The organism is Bacteroides rodentium JCM 16496 (genome assembly GCF_000614125.1).
Taxonomy (GTDB): Bacteria; Bacteroidota; Bacteroidia; order Bacteroidales; family Bacteroidaceae; genus Bacteroides; species Bacteroides rodentium.
In genome coordinates, this window is the sequence record NZ_BAKJ01000011.1 from 56,915 (window position 1) to 73,144 (window position 16,230).

A 16,230-nucleotide genomic window follows, 5' to 3' on the forward strand; every position below is an offset into this window, starting at 1 on the left:
TGAGATTTTTGGTTTGTACTTTTTTTCTCTTCCGGAATCCGCGACTTTGGAGCGGATTCCCCCGCCCCTCTGGGCGGGCAAGTTGGTTCTTGTCGGACAAAAGACTTTTTGTCGGACAAGGACACAACTTGCTCTGTTCGCTTGAACAGAGAATCCTCCTATGGTCGGATTGCCGCGCGACGTTCACGGTGTGCTGTGGTCCGGCGAAGTCAGTTCCTTTCCATTGTCTGATTCCGATTTTGCAAAATTAGACAGTGATAACCGATTGGTAAACAGCGTTTGATATGACATTTGATGACATCTGACGACATCTGATGTCAGGTAGGGGAAATGTTGGCGGAAGTTTCAAGAATAGCCGCTACTTTTGGCACAGTGCATGAGGGCATACATTGGAACATTGTCCTGTAAGATGTATTGCTTGCCTGCCACAGGTGGTGCATGACGCGAATGCGGTATCATCCATGTATGCGCAATGCCATATATGCCGCATGGCAGTCCTGCATGACGGAACACATTGCATCCGTGCAATGCAGTATGGGGTACATTGAGCTCCATATTACATGAATGCAATGCACCTTATACGGCAACACCCTCCGGCAACCGGCATTACACTGATGCAATATGGTATGCAATGTATTCATGCAAACAGGCAAGCAATGTGTCATTGCCATATACCAACGGATGCATTGCCGTGTGATGAAACGAAAAAATCCAGACAGATATGAAACAAGTTATACACTCTAAATTCAAGCCTATGAAGAGAGAACCTTTATTTGTCGCTTTGAGCAACCAGAAAGGCGGTGTGGGAAAATCCACGTTCACCGTGTTGCTCGCCAGTTATTTCCATTACCTGAACGGATATAACGTACTTGTGGTGGATTGTGATTATCCACAGCACAGCATCAGTGCCATGCGGGACTGGGAAGTGGGGAACATTGAAAAGAACGTGCATCTGCAAAACTTGCTGGTGGAACAGTTCGGAACAAGCGGCAGGAAAGCCTACAGCATCCTGAACTCCACCCCGGAGGAAGCCAGGGAGACGGCCGGCCTCTTTCTCGAAAAGTCGGAGCTGGATTATGACCTTGTCCTTTTTGACCTCCCCGGTACCGTGAATGTGCCCGGTGTCTTCCAATCCGTGATCAATATGGACTATGTATTCACTCCGATTACACAGGAAAGGATGGTAATGCGGAGCAGCATGTCTTTTGTCCTTGCCATCAGGGAATACATGCACCGGCATGCGGACGTACCCTTGCGTGGCATCCATATGTTCTGGAACCGGATGGACAAACGGGTGTCCAAAGGCCTGTATAACGGCTATACCGAAATTTTCCGCTCTCTGAAACTACCGGTGCTGGAGACCGTCATTCCCAGTGCGGAACGCTACAACAAAGATTCCGGGATGAAGGGGCCTCTGTTCCGCAGCACCTTGTTCCCTCCATCTTCCTCCGCACTGAAAGGCAGCAACCTGGACTTGCTAGTATCGGAGATGGAAACCATACTGAAACTTAAATAGATAATATTATGACTACCAAGAGAAGAATGGATTACCGGGTGGACGAGGATGCCTTGAAGCGCATGATGGCAGGGGATGTCACGGCATTGGAGGAAACAGTTCCACCGGCTGGGGCTTTGGAAAAAGAGGCCGTCCCTTTCCGGGAGACGCAAGATAAAAAGGCTTCTGTCAGTCCTTCTAAAAAGCAAACGAGGAAATTTCCGGATGAAGTAACCGGTACCAATGAATACCGGCTACGTTTTCTGGAAGCAAAGCTGGCGGGTACAAGAAGGCAGACCTATGTTAACGATACATTATACAGGACTGTTGCCAAAGTATTGCCGGTCATTGCTCCGGATATGTCCGTCCCGATGTTTTTAAACAGTGTCCTGTCAGACCATCTGGAAAGGTATCAGGACATCATCAACGAGATATATAACCAGGAAGCTACACAAAAACCGATAGAATGGAAGAAATAGTTTATTTATCGATACGGCTCGGCTGTACCGCTTATCTATTATATAAGGTATGGGAGCAGAAGAAGAGAATAGGTAAGATATGTGACCTGCTTTATACTCCCCGTAAGAAACCGGAAATGGAGAAGGACCACCACCGGAATCCGGAAAATGCGGCAGATGTGATGGGTGCCACTCGTTTTGTCTATCTGGATGAGAATGCAGGAAAGACCGTTGCCCCTTACATGAGCCAGCAATTGGAAATGGGAAGCGACCTTATCGGCAAGGATGAGGATATTCCGGAAGATGAAGTGGAATGCAAACTGCCTTTGGAGGAGATGAGAATGCTGAAAGACGAACAGGAAAAACTGGACAGCCGTTCTCCCGAGACGGAAGCCATTGTTCCGGCAGTTACTCCCGCCGACTTGCTCAATGTAGGTGACGTGCTGTTCAATTTGGATGGTGCCGGTTCAGATGAGAACAAATCATACCGGGCCGCCATGACACTGCGTGCCATCCAGGAAACGGACATGTTCGAGTTGTTCTCCTCCCAGATGGAGAACAAGAAACTGATAGAGGAGCTGATGGAAAAGTATGTGGATGAGGAAGGGAATGCTCTGCCTTTAAAAAAAGAGAGGAACGTTTCCAAACCTGTCGCAGACTGGAGGAAGCTGGTCTGAAAAGGCAATATCATGTCCGGAAAATCCTGTACGCGTTGAAGTGTACGGGATTTTTTTATCATGTGCAACGGGGGTATCCTGAATTTGACCGGCTTTGCCGCCCATATCCTTCTCCATTCACTTTACATAAAGCCGTACGATGGATGACATTTGATGACATCTGGTGACATATGATGACACCTCTGAATCACAGCGTATTATTCCCTTTTATCTTCGCCGTCGAATTCAAATTTATGTCTTACCCAAACGATTCGACAATGAAGAAAAGAATCCTTTTTTCAGTGATGTGCGCGGCGATTGCCGCCAGTGCTTTCGCGCAGGGCCAAGGCCAGGGCCTTGCCGGTATCAACGAGGCGACCAGCCTCATGACCTCGTATTTCGATCCCGCCACCAAACTGTGCTATGCCATCGGTGCGGTGCTCGGCCTGGTGGGCGGCATCAAGACCTACGGCAAGTTCTCCAGCGGTGATCCCGACACCTCGAAAACCGCCGCCAGCTGGTTCTTTGCCTGCATCTTTCTGATTGTAGCCGCCACCATCCTGCGTTCCTTCTTCCTCTAAGCGGTATGGAGTATCCTGTAAATAAGGGGGCGGGCAATCCCGTCGAGTTCAAGGGGCTCAAGTCACAATACCTGTTCGTCTTTGCGGGCGGTATGGTGACGGTGCTTCTGGCGGTGGTCATCCTCTACCTGGCAGGCGTGGACCAATGGATATGCATCCCTTTCGGGACCGTATCCGGCGGTCTGCTGGCATGGGCGGTGTTCCGGCTGAACGCCCGCTACGGCGAACACGGTCTTATGAAGCTGCTGGCGGAGAAACGCCATCCGCGCTACCTGATCCACCGCAAGAGAGTTTTCAGATTATTTGCAAAAAGAAAAAAACGACAATCATGAGAAATGTATTGAAAGCGGAAACGCTGGAACGCAAGTTCCCCCTGCTCTCGGTGGAGAACGGCTGCATCGTGAGCAAGGATGCCGACCTGACCGTGGCCTTCGAGGTGGAGCTTCCCGAGCTGTACACGGTGACGGCGGAAGAGTATGAGGCCATGCACTCCACCTGGATAAAAGCCGCCAGGGTACTGCCCGAACACAGCATCGTCTGCAAGCAGGACTGGTTCACCAAGGAGAGCTACCGTCCCCAAAACGGCGGGGAGGAACAGAGCTTCCTCTCGCGCAGCTATGAGCGGCACTTCAACGAAAGGCCGTACCTGAACCACCGCTGTTTCCTGTATCTGACAAAGACCACCCGTGAGCGCAACCGCCGGCAAAGCGACTTCAGCACCCTCTGCCGGGGATTCCTGCTGCCCAGGGAGATTACCGACAAGGACATGGCGGCCCGTTTCCTGGAAGCGGTGGAGCAGTTCGAGCATATCGTGAACGACTCCGGCCATATCCGGCTGCGCCGCCTGGAAACGGAGGAGATTACCGGCACGAAGGAACGTCCCGGGCTGGTGGAGAAATACCTCTCCCTCTCGATGGAGGACGAAACCGCCGTGCTGCAGGACATCTGCCTCAAGCCCGGACGGATGCGTATCGGGGACAAGCGGCTCTGCCTGCACACACTTTCGGATACGGAAGACCTGCCGGGCAAGCTCTCCACCGACATGCGCTACGAGCGTATGTCCACCGACAGGAGTGACTGCCGTCTTTCCTTCGCCGCACCCGTGGGGCTGCTACTCTCCTGCAACCACATCTACTCGCAGTACGTGTTCATCGACAACGCGCAGGAAATCCTGCAGATGATGGAGAAGAACTCGCGCAACATGCTCTCTCTGTCACGGTACAGCCGGAGCAATGCCGTGAACCAGGAATGGACGGAGATGTATCTGGACGAGGCGCATACCAAGGGAGTGCTTCCCGTCAGATGCCACTGCAATGTCATTGCCTGGGCGGAGGATGCGGAGGAGTTCCGCCGTATCAGGAACGACACGGGCAGCCAGCTTGCCATGATGGAATGCACTCCCCGGTACAACACCGTCGACACCCCGGTGCTTTACTGGGCGGGTATTCCGGGCAATGCGGGCGACTTTCCTGCCGAAGAGTCATTCTACACGTTCCTGGAGCAGGCGGTCTGCCTCTTTGCCGGGGAGACCAATTACAGAAGTTCGCCCAGTCCGTTCGGCATCCGCATGGCGGACCGGCAGAACGGCATTCCGGTGCACGTGGACATTTCCGACCTTCCGATGAAGCGCGGCATCATCACCAATCGCAATAAATTTATCCTGGGACCAAGCGGCAGCGGCAAGTCCTTTTTCACCAACCATCTGGTGCGTAACTATTACGAGCAGGGAGCGCATATCCTGCTGGTGGACACGGGCAACAGCTATCAGGGATTGTGCCGGATGATCCACGAGCGCACACGTGGCGGGGATGGCATCTACATCACGTATGAGGAGGACAATCCGATATCCTTCAACCCGTTCTACACCGATTCCGGACAGTTCGATGTGGAAAAGCGCGAGAGCATCAAGACTCTGATACTGACCTTGTGGAAACGGGAGGACGAGGCACCGAAACGTTCGGAAGAGGTGGCGCTCTCGGGAGCGGTGAACGCCTATATCCGTAAAATTACCGGGAATCGGGAGGCAAGGCCGGACTTCAACGGCTTCTACGAGTTCGTTGACGGTGACTACCGCCGGATGATAGCGGAAAAGAAGGTACGCGAGAAGGATTTCGACATCGACGGCTTCCTGAACGTGCTGGAGCCTTTCTATAAGGGGGGCGACTACGACTTCCTGCTGAACTCCGACAAGGAACTGGACCTGACAAACAGGCGGTTCATCGTGTTCGAGCTGGACAACATCAGCGGCAACAAGGTGTTGCTGCCTGTGGTGACGCTGATCATCATGGAGACCTTCATCGCCAAGATGCGCCGTCTGAAAGGAATCCGCAAGGTAATATTGATAGAGGAATGTTGGAAAGCCCTTATGTCCGCCAACATGAGCGGCTATATCCAATATTTGTTCAAGACCGTCCGTAAATATTTCGGTGAGGCCGTAGTGGTGACCCAGGAGGTGGACGACATCATCAGCTCCCCGATTGTGAAGGAGGCCATCATCAACAACTCCGACTGCAAGATTCTTCTGGACCAGCGGAAATATATGAACAAGTTCGAGCATATCCAGCGGCTGCTCGGCCTGACGGAGAAAGAGAAAAGCCAGATACTCTCCATCAACCAGGCGAACCATCCCGGACGTTTTTACCGTGAAGTCTGGATAGGGCTTGGTGGCACCCGTTCGGCGGTCTATGCTACGGAAGTGAGTGCGGAAGAGTATTTCACGTTCACGACGGAAGAGTCCGAGAAGCTGGAAGTGCAACGGCTTGCCGAGGTGCTGGACGGCAACCTGGAACTTGCCATCCGCCGGATGGCAGAGAGAAAACGAGAGGAACAAAGACAAGTATCAACCCCAAAAAGAGAACAATGAGAAACAAATCCCTTATGAGACTGGCGGTGTGCCTGATCGGTATGGCCGCCATGGTATTGCAAGGCTGCTCGGAGAGCGGCACCGACCGTGACAAGCTCTGCGGCTCGTGGAGCAGCGTGGAAGGCAAGCCGGACGTGCTGGTATATAAGGAAGGGGAAGCCTACAAGGTGACGGTGTTCGCCCGCAGCGGAAAGATGCGCCGTCTCAGGCCTCAGACCTACCTGCTGGTTGAGGAGAACGGGAACCTGTTCATCAACACGGGGCACCGCATCGACATCTCCTACAACGAGGCCGCCGACGTGCTGACCTTCTCCCCGAACGGTGACTATGTGCGGAAGGAGGAACGCCCATGAAAGCGAAGTCACTCCTGATCGGAACGGTACTCGCCCTGTGCGGCACCGGCGCCAATGCCCAGTGGGTGGTGACCGATCCCGGCAACCTTGCCCAAAGCATCATCAACATGTCTGACAACATCGCCCATACCTCGAAAACGGCGGTCAATACGGCCGACAGCTTTGCGGAGACGGTGAAGATTTACGAGCAGGCCAAGAAGTATTACGACCAGTTAAAGGCGGTGAACGACCTGATACAGGACGCCCGCAAGGTGCGTGACATCATCCTGATGGTGGGCGACGTGTCCGACATCTATGTAACGAACTTCGGCAAGATGATGAACGACGGGAACTTCTCGCCCCGCGAGCTGGACGCCATCGCCTTCGGCTACACCCGCCTGCTGGAGGAGAGCAACGGCGTGCTGCAGGATCTCAGGCAGGTCATCAACGTGAGCACGCTCTCCATGACCGACAAGGACCGCATGGACGTGGTGGACCACTGCTACTATGAGATGCGCCGCTACCGCAACCTGGTAAGCTACTACACGAACAAGAACATCGCCGTGAGCTATCTCCGTGCCAGAAAGAAGAACGACCTGGACCGGGTGATGCGGCTTTACGGGAATGAAACCTCCAAATACTGGTAGCCATGATGCCGTTGTCGATAGATTTTGCCAACCTGCATACCATACTGGCGACCCTGTATGACGATATGCTGCCCCTCTGCAAGGACATGATGGACGTGGGAAAGGGACTTGCCGGGCTGGGTGCCCTGTTCTATGTCGCCGTCCGCGTGTGGCAGTCGATGGCCCGTGCCGAACCGATAGATGTCTATCCCCTGCTGCGTCCCTTCGCCATCGGCATCTGCATCCTGCTTTTCCCCACGCTGGTGCTCGGCACGCTGAACACCGTGCTCAGCCCGATAGTACAGGGTGCGCACAAGATGCTTGAGGGGCAGACGCTGGATATGGAACAGTACAGGGCGCAGAAGGAGGAACTGGAAAGGGAGGCCATGTTGCGCAATCCCGAAACCGCCTACCTGGTGAGCGACGAGGAATTCGACCGTCAGCTGGACGAGCTGGGCTGGTCAACGGTGGACACCGCCTCCCGCCTGGGCATGTACGTGGAGGTGGGGATGTACAATCTGGAGAAGAAAATCCGTGACGCCTTCCGCAGCCTGCTGGAACTGATATTCGCGGCGGCATCGCTGCTGATAGACACCGTGAGGACCTTTTTCCTTGTCGTGCTCTCCATACTGGGACCGGTGGCGTTCGCCTTCAGCGTATGGGACGGTTTCCAGTCCACGCTCGGGCAGTGGTTTACGAGGTACATATCCGTTTATCTCTGGCTTCCGGTCAGCGACCTGTTCAGCACCCTGCTCGCCAAGCTCCAGGTGCTGATGCTCCAAAATGACATTCTGGAATTACAGAACAACCCCGACTACTCGATAGACAACTCAAATAGCGTCTATATCATATTCATGCTGATAGGGATTATCGGGTACTTCACCGTCCCGACGGTAGCGGGCTGGATCGTACAGGCGGGCGGAGCCGGAAACTTCAGCCGTAACCTGAACCGCACGGCCACGAAAGCGGGCGGTTTCGCTGCCGGGGCGGGCGGTGCCGTACTGGGGAATATCGGGGGAAGACTGCGGGGCAAATAGGCTCTATGGCAACCCGTTTCCGTGAGTCGGGCAACTTGGATTACCGGGTTGGGCGACTTGTCGGAAGGAGCCGCCCGGTCATACCGGAAACATTTATTTATTCATTCAAACCAATCATTCGCTAAATGGAATTCAAGTCATTGACCAACATTGAGAGCAGCTTCAGGCGTATCCGGTTGATGCTGGCTGTCTTTACCGGCTGCTGTGCGCTCGTCACCGGCTATGCGTTGTGGAGCTCGTACCGTTTCGCCGAGAAGCAACGGGAAAAGATCTATGTGCTGGATAAGGGCAAGTCGCTGATGCTCGCCCTCTCGCAGGATCTTTCACAGAACCGCCCCGCCGAGGCGCGGGAACACGTCCGGCGCTTTCACGAGCTGTTCTTCTCGCTCTCCCCGCAGAAGGACGCGATCGAGCACAATATAGGCCGTGCCCTGCAGCTGGCGGACAAGAGCGCCTATCACTACTATGTGGACTTTGCCGAAAAGGGATATTACAACCGGCTGATTTCGGGCAACATCAACCAGGTGGTACACGTGGACAGCGTGGTGTGCGACTTTGCCGCCTATCCCTACAAGGCGCATACATATGCCCGGCAGCTGATCATCCGTGAGAGCAACGTGACCGAGCGGAGCCTTGTCACCTCCTGTTCGCTCCAGAATACGGGACGTTCGGACGACAATCCCAACGGGTTCATCATCGAGCAGTTCACCATACTGGAGAACAGGGATATAAGGAGTGTGGAACGATGAGAAGGAAACCTGCCGTCTTAAAACGTGCGGACAGCCGTATCCGGCTGTTCTGCCGCCGGCTGACCGGAAAGCAGCGCATTGTCTTGACAAGTGTCGTCTCGCTTCTGTTCACGGCAGCTTGTCTGTACTCGGTTGTCTCTTCCGTGTCCCGTTTGGGGGAACGGAAGGGCGACATGAAATCCGGGCATATCCGGCCCGTCATGTTACGGCCGGAAACAACAACCATTCATTCAAACATCCAGAAACATGAAAATGGACTTTCAGAAAATCAGGGAACGGCTGGGGCTGTCGAGTGACAAGCCGCTGACTCCCGAGGAGAAGCGCCGACGCGCGAGGTATATTGTCTATCCGTTCTTCTGCCTGCTGTGCGCCGGATTCCTCCTGCTGGTATTCAGCCCGTCGGAAAAGGAGAAGGCGGAAAAGGAAAAGGGCAAGGGATTCAACGTGGAGATGCCCTCGCCGAAAGATTCGGAAATGGAGGGCGACAAGGTAAGTGCCTACGAGCAGGAAGCACTGGCGAAAAAGGAAAAATGGCGCAGGGGAACCTTCCAGGAGATGTCCGAACTGCTCAACAAGGACAGTCAGGATACTGCCGGCCTTACCGCAGGAAAAGCCAACACGGAACTTCCGCCGGAACTGGAAACGGGGAAATCCCCCGGCTCCGTCCATTCCTCTGCGGAAGCCTACCGGAATATGAACCGCTCGCTAGGTGCTGTATATACCCGGAATGAAAATCAACAAGATGCCGATCTGCTCCGCCGTATAGAGGAACTGGAAAAAGAAAAGAGAACGGCGGAAGGACAGCCGGAAGGACAGACCCTGGAAGAAAAGATGGCACTGCTGGAAAAGTCTTACGAGCTGGCCGCCCGGTACAACGGGAAGCAGCCGGATGCCCCGGCTGCCGTGAATGGCCGGAGCGCCCGGAAAGACAGGACAGCCGTCCGCCCGGTGAAACAGGTACAGAATCAGGTGGTGTCATCGCTTGCACAACCTATGGGCAATGAGGATTTCATCGCCGAATTTGCGGGAGAGAGGAATACCGGTTTCCACACCCCTATAGGCAGGACACTCCCTTCCGGCAGGAATACCATCGCCGCCTGTGTACATGGTACGCAGACCGTATCGGACGGGCAGGTGTTACGCATCCGGTTGCTGGAGCCGATGGCGGTGGACGACCGGCTCATTCCCCAAGGGACGGTATTGACCGGCGGTACACGCATCCAGGGGGAGCGGATGGACATCCTTGTAGAGACGGTGGAATACAAAGGCACGCTGTTTCCTGTGGAACTGGAGGTATATGATGCCGACGGACAGCAGGGAATCCTCGTGCCGAACTCGATGGAGTATGACGCAGCTCGTGAGATAGCCGCGGGTATGGGCACCTCAATGGGGAGCAGCATCAACATCTCGACGGATGCCGGGGCGCAGATTGCCTCGGACGTGGGCAAGGGGGTAATACAGGGCGTGTCGCAATATGTGGAAAAGAAAATGCGTGCGGTGAAAATCACCCTGAAAGCCGGACACCGGCTGTTGCTGCACTCTCCCGAAAAATGAAAAGAGAAAAGAAACCAACCATTTATTCACCAACCAATCAAGAACGCACATGAAGAAGATTCTGATGATGTTTGCCCTGATTATGGGCGCAGTGGCTGCATACGCGCAGCAAAGCAGCGGAGATTATTACGAGGGATTGAGCCGCAAGATCGGCTTCAACCAAATGATTCCCCCGCATGGTCTGGAAATCACGTATGACAAGACCGTACATATAATTTTCCCCTCTCCCGTAAGATACGTGGATTTGGGTTCCCCCAACCTGATAGCGGGCAAGGCAGACGGTGCGGAGAACGTCATCCGTGTGAAGGCGACCCGGAAACATTTCCGCAGTGAAACCAATATGAGCGTGATAACCGAGGACGGCAACTTTTACACATTCAACGTCAAGTATGCCGACGAGCCGTTGCTGCTGAACGTGGAGATGTGCGACTTCATCCATGACGGGGAGTCGGTTAACCGTCCGAACAATGCGATGGAAATCTACTTGCAGGAACTCGCCGGGGAGTCTCCCCGTCTGGTACGGCTGATCATGAAATCCGTGTATAGGCAGGACAAACGCAAGGTCAAGCACATCGGCAGCAAGCGGTTCGGGGTTCAATACCTGCTCAAGGGGCTTTACGCACATGGCGAGCTGCTCTATTTCCATACCGAGGTGAAGAACGCCACGCACGTGCCTTTCGATGTGGACTTCGTAACTTTCAAGATTGTAGACAAGAAAATCGTGAAGCGTACCGCCATGCAGGAGCAGATCATCTATCCGCTGCGTGCCTTCAACTATGTGACCCGTGTGGACGGGAAGAAGAACGAGCGGACGGTGTTCGCCCTGCCCAAGTTCACCATCCCCGACGGCAAGAAGCTGGTCGTGGAGATGTACGAGAAACAGGGTGGCCGCCATCAGTCGTTTGAGGTGGAGAACGAAGACCTGGTACGCGCCGGGACTGTCAATGAACTGAAAGTAAGATGAGTGCCATGAAAAGAAACTTCATCTTTATTATCCTCCTGCTTGCCCTCTTTACGGGGCAGGCGGAAGCCCAGCGCCGGCTGCCGGGGATGAAAGCCGTCCGCTTTACCGCTGAAATGGCCGACGGCTTTTACAGCCGGGCAGACCGCCATGATGCGGGCTACGCCTTTTCGCTGGCTGTTGCCACTTACACAAAGAAGGGGAACCAGTGGGTGTTTGGCTGTGAGATGCTACAACGTAATAACCCTTATCGGAACACGTATGTCCCACTGTCGCAGTATACAGGGGAAGGCGGTTATTATCATACAATCCTTTCCACATCCGGCAAGTCTTTCTTTCTGAACCTCGGCGCTTCCGCCTTGTTGGGCTACGAGGCCGTGAACAACGGAAACCGCCTGTTGGATGACGGAGCCGCCTTGCGCAAGTGTGAGTCCTTCATCTATGGAGGCGCGGTGACACTGGAAGCGGAGGGATACCTGTCGGACAGGATAGCCCTGCTGATACGCCTGCGTGAGCGTTTCATGTGGGGTGGCGCATCCGGCCGCTGCCATTTCCAGTATGGAGCCGGAATCAAATACATTTTCTAACCTTAAAAAGAACAGATACCCATGAAAAGAAGAATCCTTGATATGGTGATGGCCGCCTGCTGCATGGCGGTTTCCTTCCTTGGTCTTGCCGCTTGTGACAATGAACTGGACATTCAGCAGGAATACCCGTTCACGGTGGAGTCCATGCCGGTGGCGGATGAGATAGCCGATGATGAGACGGTGGAAATCCGTCTGGAAATCAAGCCGTCTGGAAATTTTACCGGAACGGTCTATACACTGAGGTATTTCCAGCCTGACGGAAAGGGCAGTCTGAAGATGGAGGACGGCACGGTACTGAAGCCCAATGACCGTTACCTGTTGAACGAATGGAAATTCCGGCTCTACTATACCTCGCAGAGCGACAAGGAGGCGCAGACCATTGACCTCTATTTTGAGGACAACTGGGGAAACTTGCAACAGCTGACGTATGATTTCAATGGAAAGGAAGCGGAGGAAGACAATAATAATACGGAGGCCGCATGAAAAGAATACCGGTTATTATGATTTTTCTGTCACTTGTTCTGTATGGCAAGGCAGAAAATCCCCCGTCTGACAAGGATAAGGCAGTAGCCTGCATCAAGCGGTGGGAAGGCTGGCACCGGGGGAAAATGCCTTACATCGGTTACGGACACCGCCTGCTCCCCCATGAGAAGCTGACCGAGAACCTGAGCGAGGCACAGGCGGACTCGCTTTTGAGATGCGACCTTGAACGGTGCCTGAAGGTATTCCGTAAATATGGAAAAGACTCGCTTCTTTTAAGTCTGTTAGGCTTTAATGTGGGCTGTTACCGTCTGGTTGGAGACGGGAAGATACCCAAAAGCAGACTGATTCAAAAACTGGAAAGTGGCGATCGGGATATTTACAGGGAATATATATCGTTCCGCTGTTATCGGGGAAAAGTCATTCCAAGCATAGAGAGAAGAAGGAAAGAGGAGTTTGAACTGTTCTATATACCTAGATTGAAATTATGCAAAGCCGTGAACGGACGCTTGCCATCGCCGTTCACGGCTTTAGTCTTAGCCACTCTTAATTTACCTTTACCCGGTTCATCAGCTGCCCCGATATTTCGTGCAGCTCCCGGCAGCGTTCCGGCTGCTGTTCCCTCGCAAAGGCGGTGATTCCCTGTGTCAGTTTCCAGAGCGTGGCCCCGCCTGTCACTCCGTCGTCAGGATTGTTGTTCATCAGCAGTTTTTCCACCTCGCGTCCTTCGTTTTTCAACAAGGCTCCTTTCTGCACCAGATTCTTCAGTTCCTTGTCGAAATCCACGTCAATTTCCGATGCGCCTTGAATTTCGATGGCCTTCTGCATGATGGTGTCTTTGCTGTACAGCCCTTTGGTCAGGTCGGAAACTGCCGATACGGTGGTCTGCGTGTCCAGTTCATAGGTCTTTTGGGAAAGGGACAGGGAATCCGGCAGTCTGCCTCCAAGGTGCACCTGCCGCATGACGGATTCCCGGACCATCCCGTTCAGGCACGCCCCGTTGAGCAGGAACGACCGCATGTCCACCGAGCCGTTGCCATAGTCGGATGTGGAGAAGCGTGCTCCTGCGAAGATGATGACCGTCCCGTTCTTACGGGTGGGTATCTCTATCGGAGTGGGCAGGATCGTTTCGCACCATACTTTCGTGTCGCTCATATAGGCGTCGGACACGACCGCCCCCTGTCCTCCCGCCTCACGGATGAAAGCGGTCAGGATGTCCACCGAGTTGAGCCGGCGGTAGGAGTCCGACAACACGCCCCGGACCTCCATGCCTACCGCACGTATCAGTACCCGTGTGCGCTCGGTCCATCCCGAATGTTCGTTCAGGATGGTGGCGCACAACTGTTTCTGCCAGGCATCTCCGGCGGAAAGCTCGCGCAGGTATTTGGCGGGAATGCCCATCTTCTCCGAAATCTGGCTTATGGCGTTGCCGTGCAGGTTGAAGTTCCCTTCGGGCATTGCCATCTGTACCCTTCCTTCCGCTTTGAAGGAGATAACGGGGCGTTCCTTGCTACGTTGGCTTACCCCGATGGGAGCGATGAAATCCTGTGCGATCCGCCCCTCACTGAGCAGACGGTTGATGGTGTCCATGACATCCCCCTGCCTGCCTTCTATCATTCGCCGTACCTTGTTGATGACTACCTGGTTGAGTCCCTGCTGTTTCTGTACCGGTGCAGTGGCCGGCATGACTGTTGCTTCCATATTTTTTGTTTTTAAAGTTGATAAATCACAATTTGTTCTTATGGCTTGTCTTGCTTGTTTTAGTAAATTCAGATCTGTACTCTTCTGACAGACGGATATAATCCTTTTCGCTATATCCGGCCGGTCCGAACAGTTCATAATATCCGGGGAAGGGTTTTCTTTCCGTTTCCGGTATATGCGTGCTGGTTTCCTTATGGCAACAGATGATGTGCCGGACAAACCGGTAGCACTTGCAAAGATCCGCCAGGATGGTGTACTCGTTGTCCGTATGAGGTTCATAATATCCGCAGGAGAGATTGACGCAGGATACTTCCAGCCCGTTCCTTTTCAAGGCCGCCACATCCGTAGCCAGTCCCTGTGCCGGCTTGTAGCCGTACCTCCGGAAATCTATAGCTGAAATGAAGTCATTGGAGCAGAGCTTCATTCCGTTGATTTGTGTTACCATATCCCCGTTCCCTTTCCGGTCACACTGAATCACGAAACGGCAGTCGGAAAAGAAGGACATATCGGCATGGCCGCTGCCTATGCATCCCACCTCCTCCTGTACGAAGAAGGCGCATTTCACCGCCTTGAAATCCTCCAGGCATTTCAGGCAGATCCAGATGCCGTTCTTGTCATCCGCGCCGATTCCAGTCATCCGTTTACGCTTGTGATCATAGCCGACAATCATCGAGTCCGCCACAAGATGGGCCGCATAGGAGCCTGTCTTGCGCCGGTGTACCTCGTCCATGTGCGCCACGACACAGGGGTAGCTTTCCCGGTTGCCTTTGACCGCGTAGATGTTTCCGTGCCGGTCTTGCCGGAAAGGAATCCCCATCCGCCTGAGTTCCCCGATGATGAACCCGGCTATCTTCCCCTCCTTGCCGGAGGGGGAGGAGATGTTGTAAAGAGCCATTAATTTTTCCATGATACTGACTTTTTAGGAGATGAACAACTTTTCGATTTGCAGGTACCGTCTGAACTCCGGTACGGGACGTCCCTTCTTGAAGAGGAAGGACGGATATTTCTTTCCCTTGTATTCCACCGACGTGCCTTTCAGTACTTTTCCGAATACGGTGAATATATAGAACATGTCCTGACAATTCTTGCAGAATGCCATATCCGGAAAGGGATGTATTTTTCCGCATTTGGGACATACATATTTTCTCCTGTTTGCGCACCCTTCCGTGCTCCGGCAGGAGGCTATGCTCGTGTCGCCCTCCGTATTTCTCAGTTCCAGGTTGCCGTCCGTTAGATGGAGGCTGTAGAACGTGTCGAGGTAAGGCACCCCTTTCTTGTGCCACCTGCAGGCGGGCACTTTCACCGTCAATGAAACCTGTATATTGTCTCCGACCGCCCATTCCTGCCCCTCAATGGGATTCAGTACGGTGAAATCTGTTGTATGTGTATAATCGTTGTATCTGCGTCGCAACAGGATGCCCGCCTCCTGCGCCTGCTTGCGGATCAGTTCGGCGACGAATGCGTGTGAGGAATAGATGCGGTCCAGCAGGGAGGCGGCAATCGGTGTGTTTATTGATTTCCACAAGGTTACCTCGTTCCATACGACAGCCCGTCCGAGTATGTTGTTGCTCTCGTCCCTTGCCACAAGGATTTTAGCGCCGGCGAAGTTGGTATAGAAGTCAGCGGCGTTGCGTGCCTTGTCCTCATACCGCATACAGGAACTGTGCAGGCTGGATGTGTCACTGTCGGCGATGGGGCTGTAGTTGCTTTCCAGATAGGCTTCCATGAAGTCGTTCATGCTTTCATGCAGCCTGACCGTGACCTTACTGTCCAGTGAAATGGCGCTACAGAAATAGCTGATCTCATCGGGCTGGTACGGTCCTAGGTTTTTGAACAGCTCGGCAAACGTAGACGGTTCCAGATCTGTTCGGTTCTCCGGAAACCAGGGTGCCTGCGGATTGTTCCGGTCCGGGAAATTGGGATGGCCCAAATCTTTGTTGCATGCCGTGAACACGATCCGGATTTTCTTGAACGTGCCGGCTTCCGTCCGTTTGCGTTTGGTGGAGAAGCAGTTGTAGGTACCGCGTATGATCTCTTCCACCGGTACGTTCTTTTTTACTTCCAAAAGGATGTCTTTGGCTATCACACTCCCGTTTTCCGCCGCATGCATCAGGCGGGATTTCAATTCATTGCTAACATTCAGTTTCATA

The 16,230-nt window shown here is 53.6% G+C and carries 19 protein-coding genes and 1 pseudogene; 16 read left to right on the plus strand and 4 right to left on the minus strand.

Annotated elements, in window-relative coordinates:
• Positions 1-345: 345 nt before the first annotated feature.
• Entirely contained in the window at positions 346-555 is a 210-nt protein-coding gene (locus tag JCM16496_RS21535) for a hypothetical protein (protein ID WP_073314208.1), read from the minus strand.
• A 166-nt stretch (positions 556-721) separates the two neighbouring features.
• On the opposite strand from JCM16496_RS21535, the gene JCM16496_RS06910 reads away from it, so the two are divergent.
• The 16 genes and pseudogenes from JCM16496_RS06910 to JCM16496_RS21545 all read left to right on the plus strand — a co-directional run.
• Complete coding sequence (locus tag JCM16496_RS06910; protein WP_005789995.1) at positions 722-1,516, plus strand: ParA family protein; 795 nt, start codon at positions 722-724, stop codon at positions 1,514-1,516.
• 8 nt (positions 1,517-1,524) lie between these two features.
• Positions 1,525-1,974: a DUF3408 domain-containing protein gene (locus JCM16496_RS06915; RefSeq protein ID WP_025830979.1), complete on the plus strand. Its 450-nt coding sequence runs from the start codon at positions 1,525-1,527 to the stop codon at positions 1,972-1,974.
• Positions 1,962-2,630 (plus strand): DUF4122 family protein, encoded by a 669-nt coding sequence (locus tag JCM16496_RS06920; protein ID WP_025830978.1) that lies wholly within the window; start codon positions 1,962-1,964, stop codon positions 2,628-2,630. Before JCM16496_RS06915 ends, JCM16496_RS06920 begins: the two co-directional genes overlap by 13 nt.
• Before the next feature lie 257 nt (positions 2,631-2,887).
• Positions 2,888-3,190, plus strand: coding sequence for a DUF4134 domain-containing protein (locus JCM16496_RS06925; RefSeq protein WP_025830977.1), 303 nt, complete (start codon positions 2,888-2,890; stop codon positions 3,188-3,190).
• Positions 3,191-3,195: 5 nt separating this feature from the next.
• Positions 3,196-3,522, plus strand: coding sequence for a DUF4133 domain-containing protein (locus JCM16496_RS06930; RefSeq protein WP_005789987.1), 327 nt, complete (start codon positions 3,196-3,198; stop codon positions 3,520-3,522).
• On the plus strand, positions 3,519-6,053 hold the full coding sequence (locus tag JCM16496_RS06935) for a TraG family conjugative transposon ATPase (RefSeq protein WP_025833201.1): 2,535 nt from the start codon (positions 3,519-3,521) through the stop codon (positions 6,051-6,053). The genes JCM16496_RS06930 and JCM16496_RS06935 overlap by 4 nt, the downstream gene beginning before the upstream one ends.
• Positions 6,050-6,406 (plus strand): DUF3876 domain-containing protein, encoded by a 357-nt coding sequence (locus tag JCM16496_RS06940; protein ID WP_005636939.1) that lies wholly within the window; start codon positions 6,050-6,052, stop codon positions 6,404-6,406. Before JCM16496_RS06935 ends, JCM16496_RS06940 begins: the two co-directional genes overlap by 4 nt.
• Entirely contained in the window at positions 6,403-7,032 is a 630-nt protein-coding gene (locus tag JCM16496_RS06945; protein ID WP_025017638.1) for a DUF4141 domain-containing protein, read from the plus strand. The genes JCM16496_RS06940 and JCM16496_RS06945 overlap by 4 nt, the downstream gene beginning before the upstream one ends.
• 2 nt (positions 7,033-7,034) lie before the next feature.
• Positions 7,035-8,048, plus strand: coding sequence for a conjugative transposon protein TraJ (gene traJ, locus JCM16496_RS06950; RefSeq protein ID WP_025017639.1), 1,014 nt, complete (start codon positions 7,035-7,037; stop codon positions 8,046-8,048).
• Between the two features lie 179 nt (positions 8,049-8,227).
• On the plus strand, positions 8,228-8,797 hold the full coding sequence (gene traK, locus JCM16496_RS06955) for a conjugative transposon protein TraK (protein ID WP_244440274.1): 570 nt from the start codon (positions 8,228-8,230) through the stop codon (positions 8,795-8,797).
• Positions 8,794-9,093, plus strand: coding sequence for a TraL conjugative transposon family protein (locus JCM16496_RS21540; protein WP_073314212.1), 300 nt, complete (start codon positions 8,794-8,796; stop codon positions 9,091-9,093). The genes traK and JCM16496_RS21540 overlap by 4 nt, the downstream gene beginning before the upstream one ends.
• Positions 9,044-10,351 carry a conjugative transposon protein TraM gene (gene traM, locus JCM16496_RS06960; RefSeq protein ID WP_025017642.1) on the plus strand — a complete coding sequence of 436 codons (1,308 nt, stop codon included), beginning with the start codon at positions 9,044-9,046 and terminating at the stop codon, positions 10,349-10,351. Before JCM16496_RS21540 ends, traM begins: the two co-directional genes overlap by 50 nt.
• A 49-nt stretch (positions 10,352-10,400) precedes the next feature.
• Complete coding sequence (gene traN / locus JCM16496_RS06965) at positions 10,401-11,315, plus strand: conjugative transposon protein TraN (protein WP_025830975.1); 915 nt, start codon at positions 10,401-10,403, stop codon at positions 11,313-11,315.
• Positions 11,312-11,899: a conjugal transfer protein TraO gene (locus JCM16496_RS06970; protein WP_005789969.1), complete on the plus strand. Its 588-nt coding sequence runs from the start codon at positions 11,312-11,314 to the stop codon at positions 11,897-11,899. The genes traN and JCM16496_RS06970 overlap by 4 nt, the downstream gene beginning before the upstream one ends.
• A gap of 21 nt (positions 11,900-11,920) precedes the next feature.
• Positions 11,921-12,382 (plus strand): DUF3872 domain-containing protein, encoded by a 462-nt coding sequence (locus JCM16496_RS06975; protein ID WP_025830974.1) that lies wholly within the window; start codon positions 11,921-11,923, stop codon positions 12,380-12,382.
• A pseudogene (locus JCM16496_RS21545) lies at positions 12,379-12,855 on the plus strand (glycoside hydrolase family protein); the annotation flags it as partial. The gene JCM16496_RS06975 and the pseudogene JCM16496_RS21545, both read left to right, overlap by 4 nt.
• Positions 12,856-12,925: 70 nt before the next feature.
• On the opposite strand, the gene JCM16496_RS06980 reads toward JCM16496_RS21545, so the two are convergent.
• From JCM16496_RS06980 to JCM16496_RS06990, 3 genes are read right to left on the minus strand one after another with little or no spacing between them, the layout of a single operon-like run.
• The gene (locus JCM16496_RS06980; RefSeq protein WP_005789963.1) at positions 12,926-14,080 is read right to left on the minus strand and encodes a hypothetical protein; all 1,155 of its coding nucleotides are present in this window, start codon (positions 14,078-14,080) and stop codon (positions 12,926-12,928) included.
• 25 nt (positions 14,081-14,105) lie between these two features.
• A complete protein-coding gene (locus JCM16496_RS06985; RefSeq protein ID WP_025017647.1) occupies positions 14,106-14,987 on the minus strand; it encodes a hypothetical protein in 882 nt (293 codons plus the stop codon).
• A 12-nt stretch (positions 14,988-14,999) separates the two neighbouring features.
• Positions 15,000-16,229, minus strand: coding sequence for a hypothetical protein (locus tag JCM16496_RS06990; protein WP_025017648.1), 1,230 nt, complete (start codon positions 16,227-16,229; stop codon positions 15,000-15,002).
• Position 16,230 lies beyond the last annotated feature (1 nt).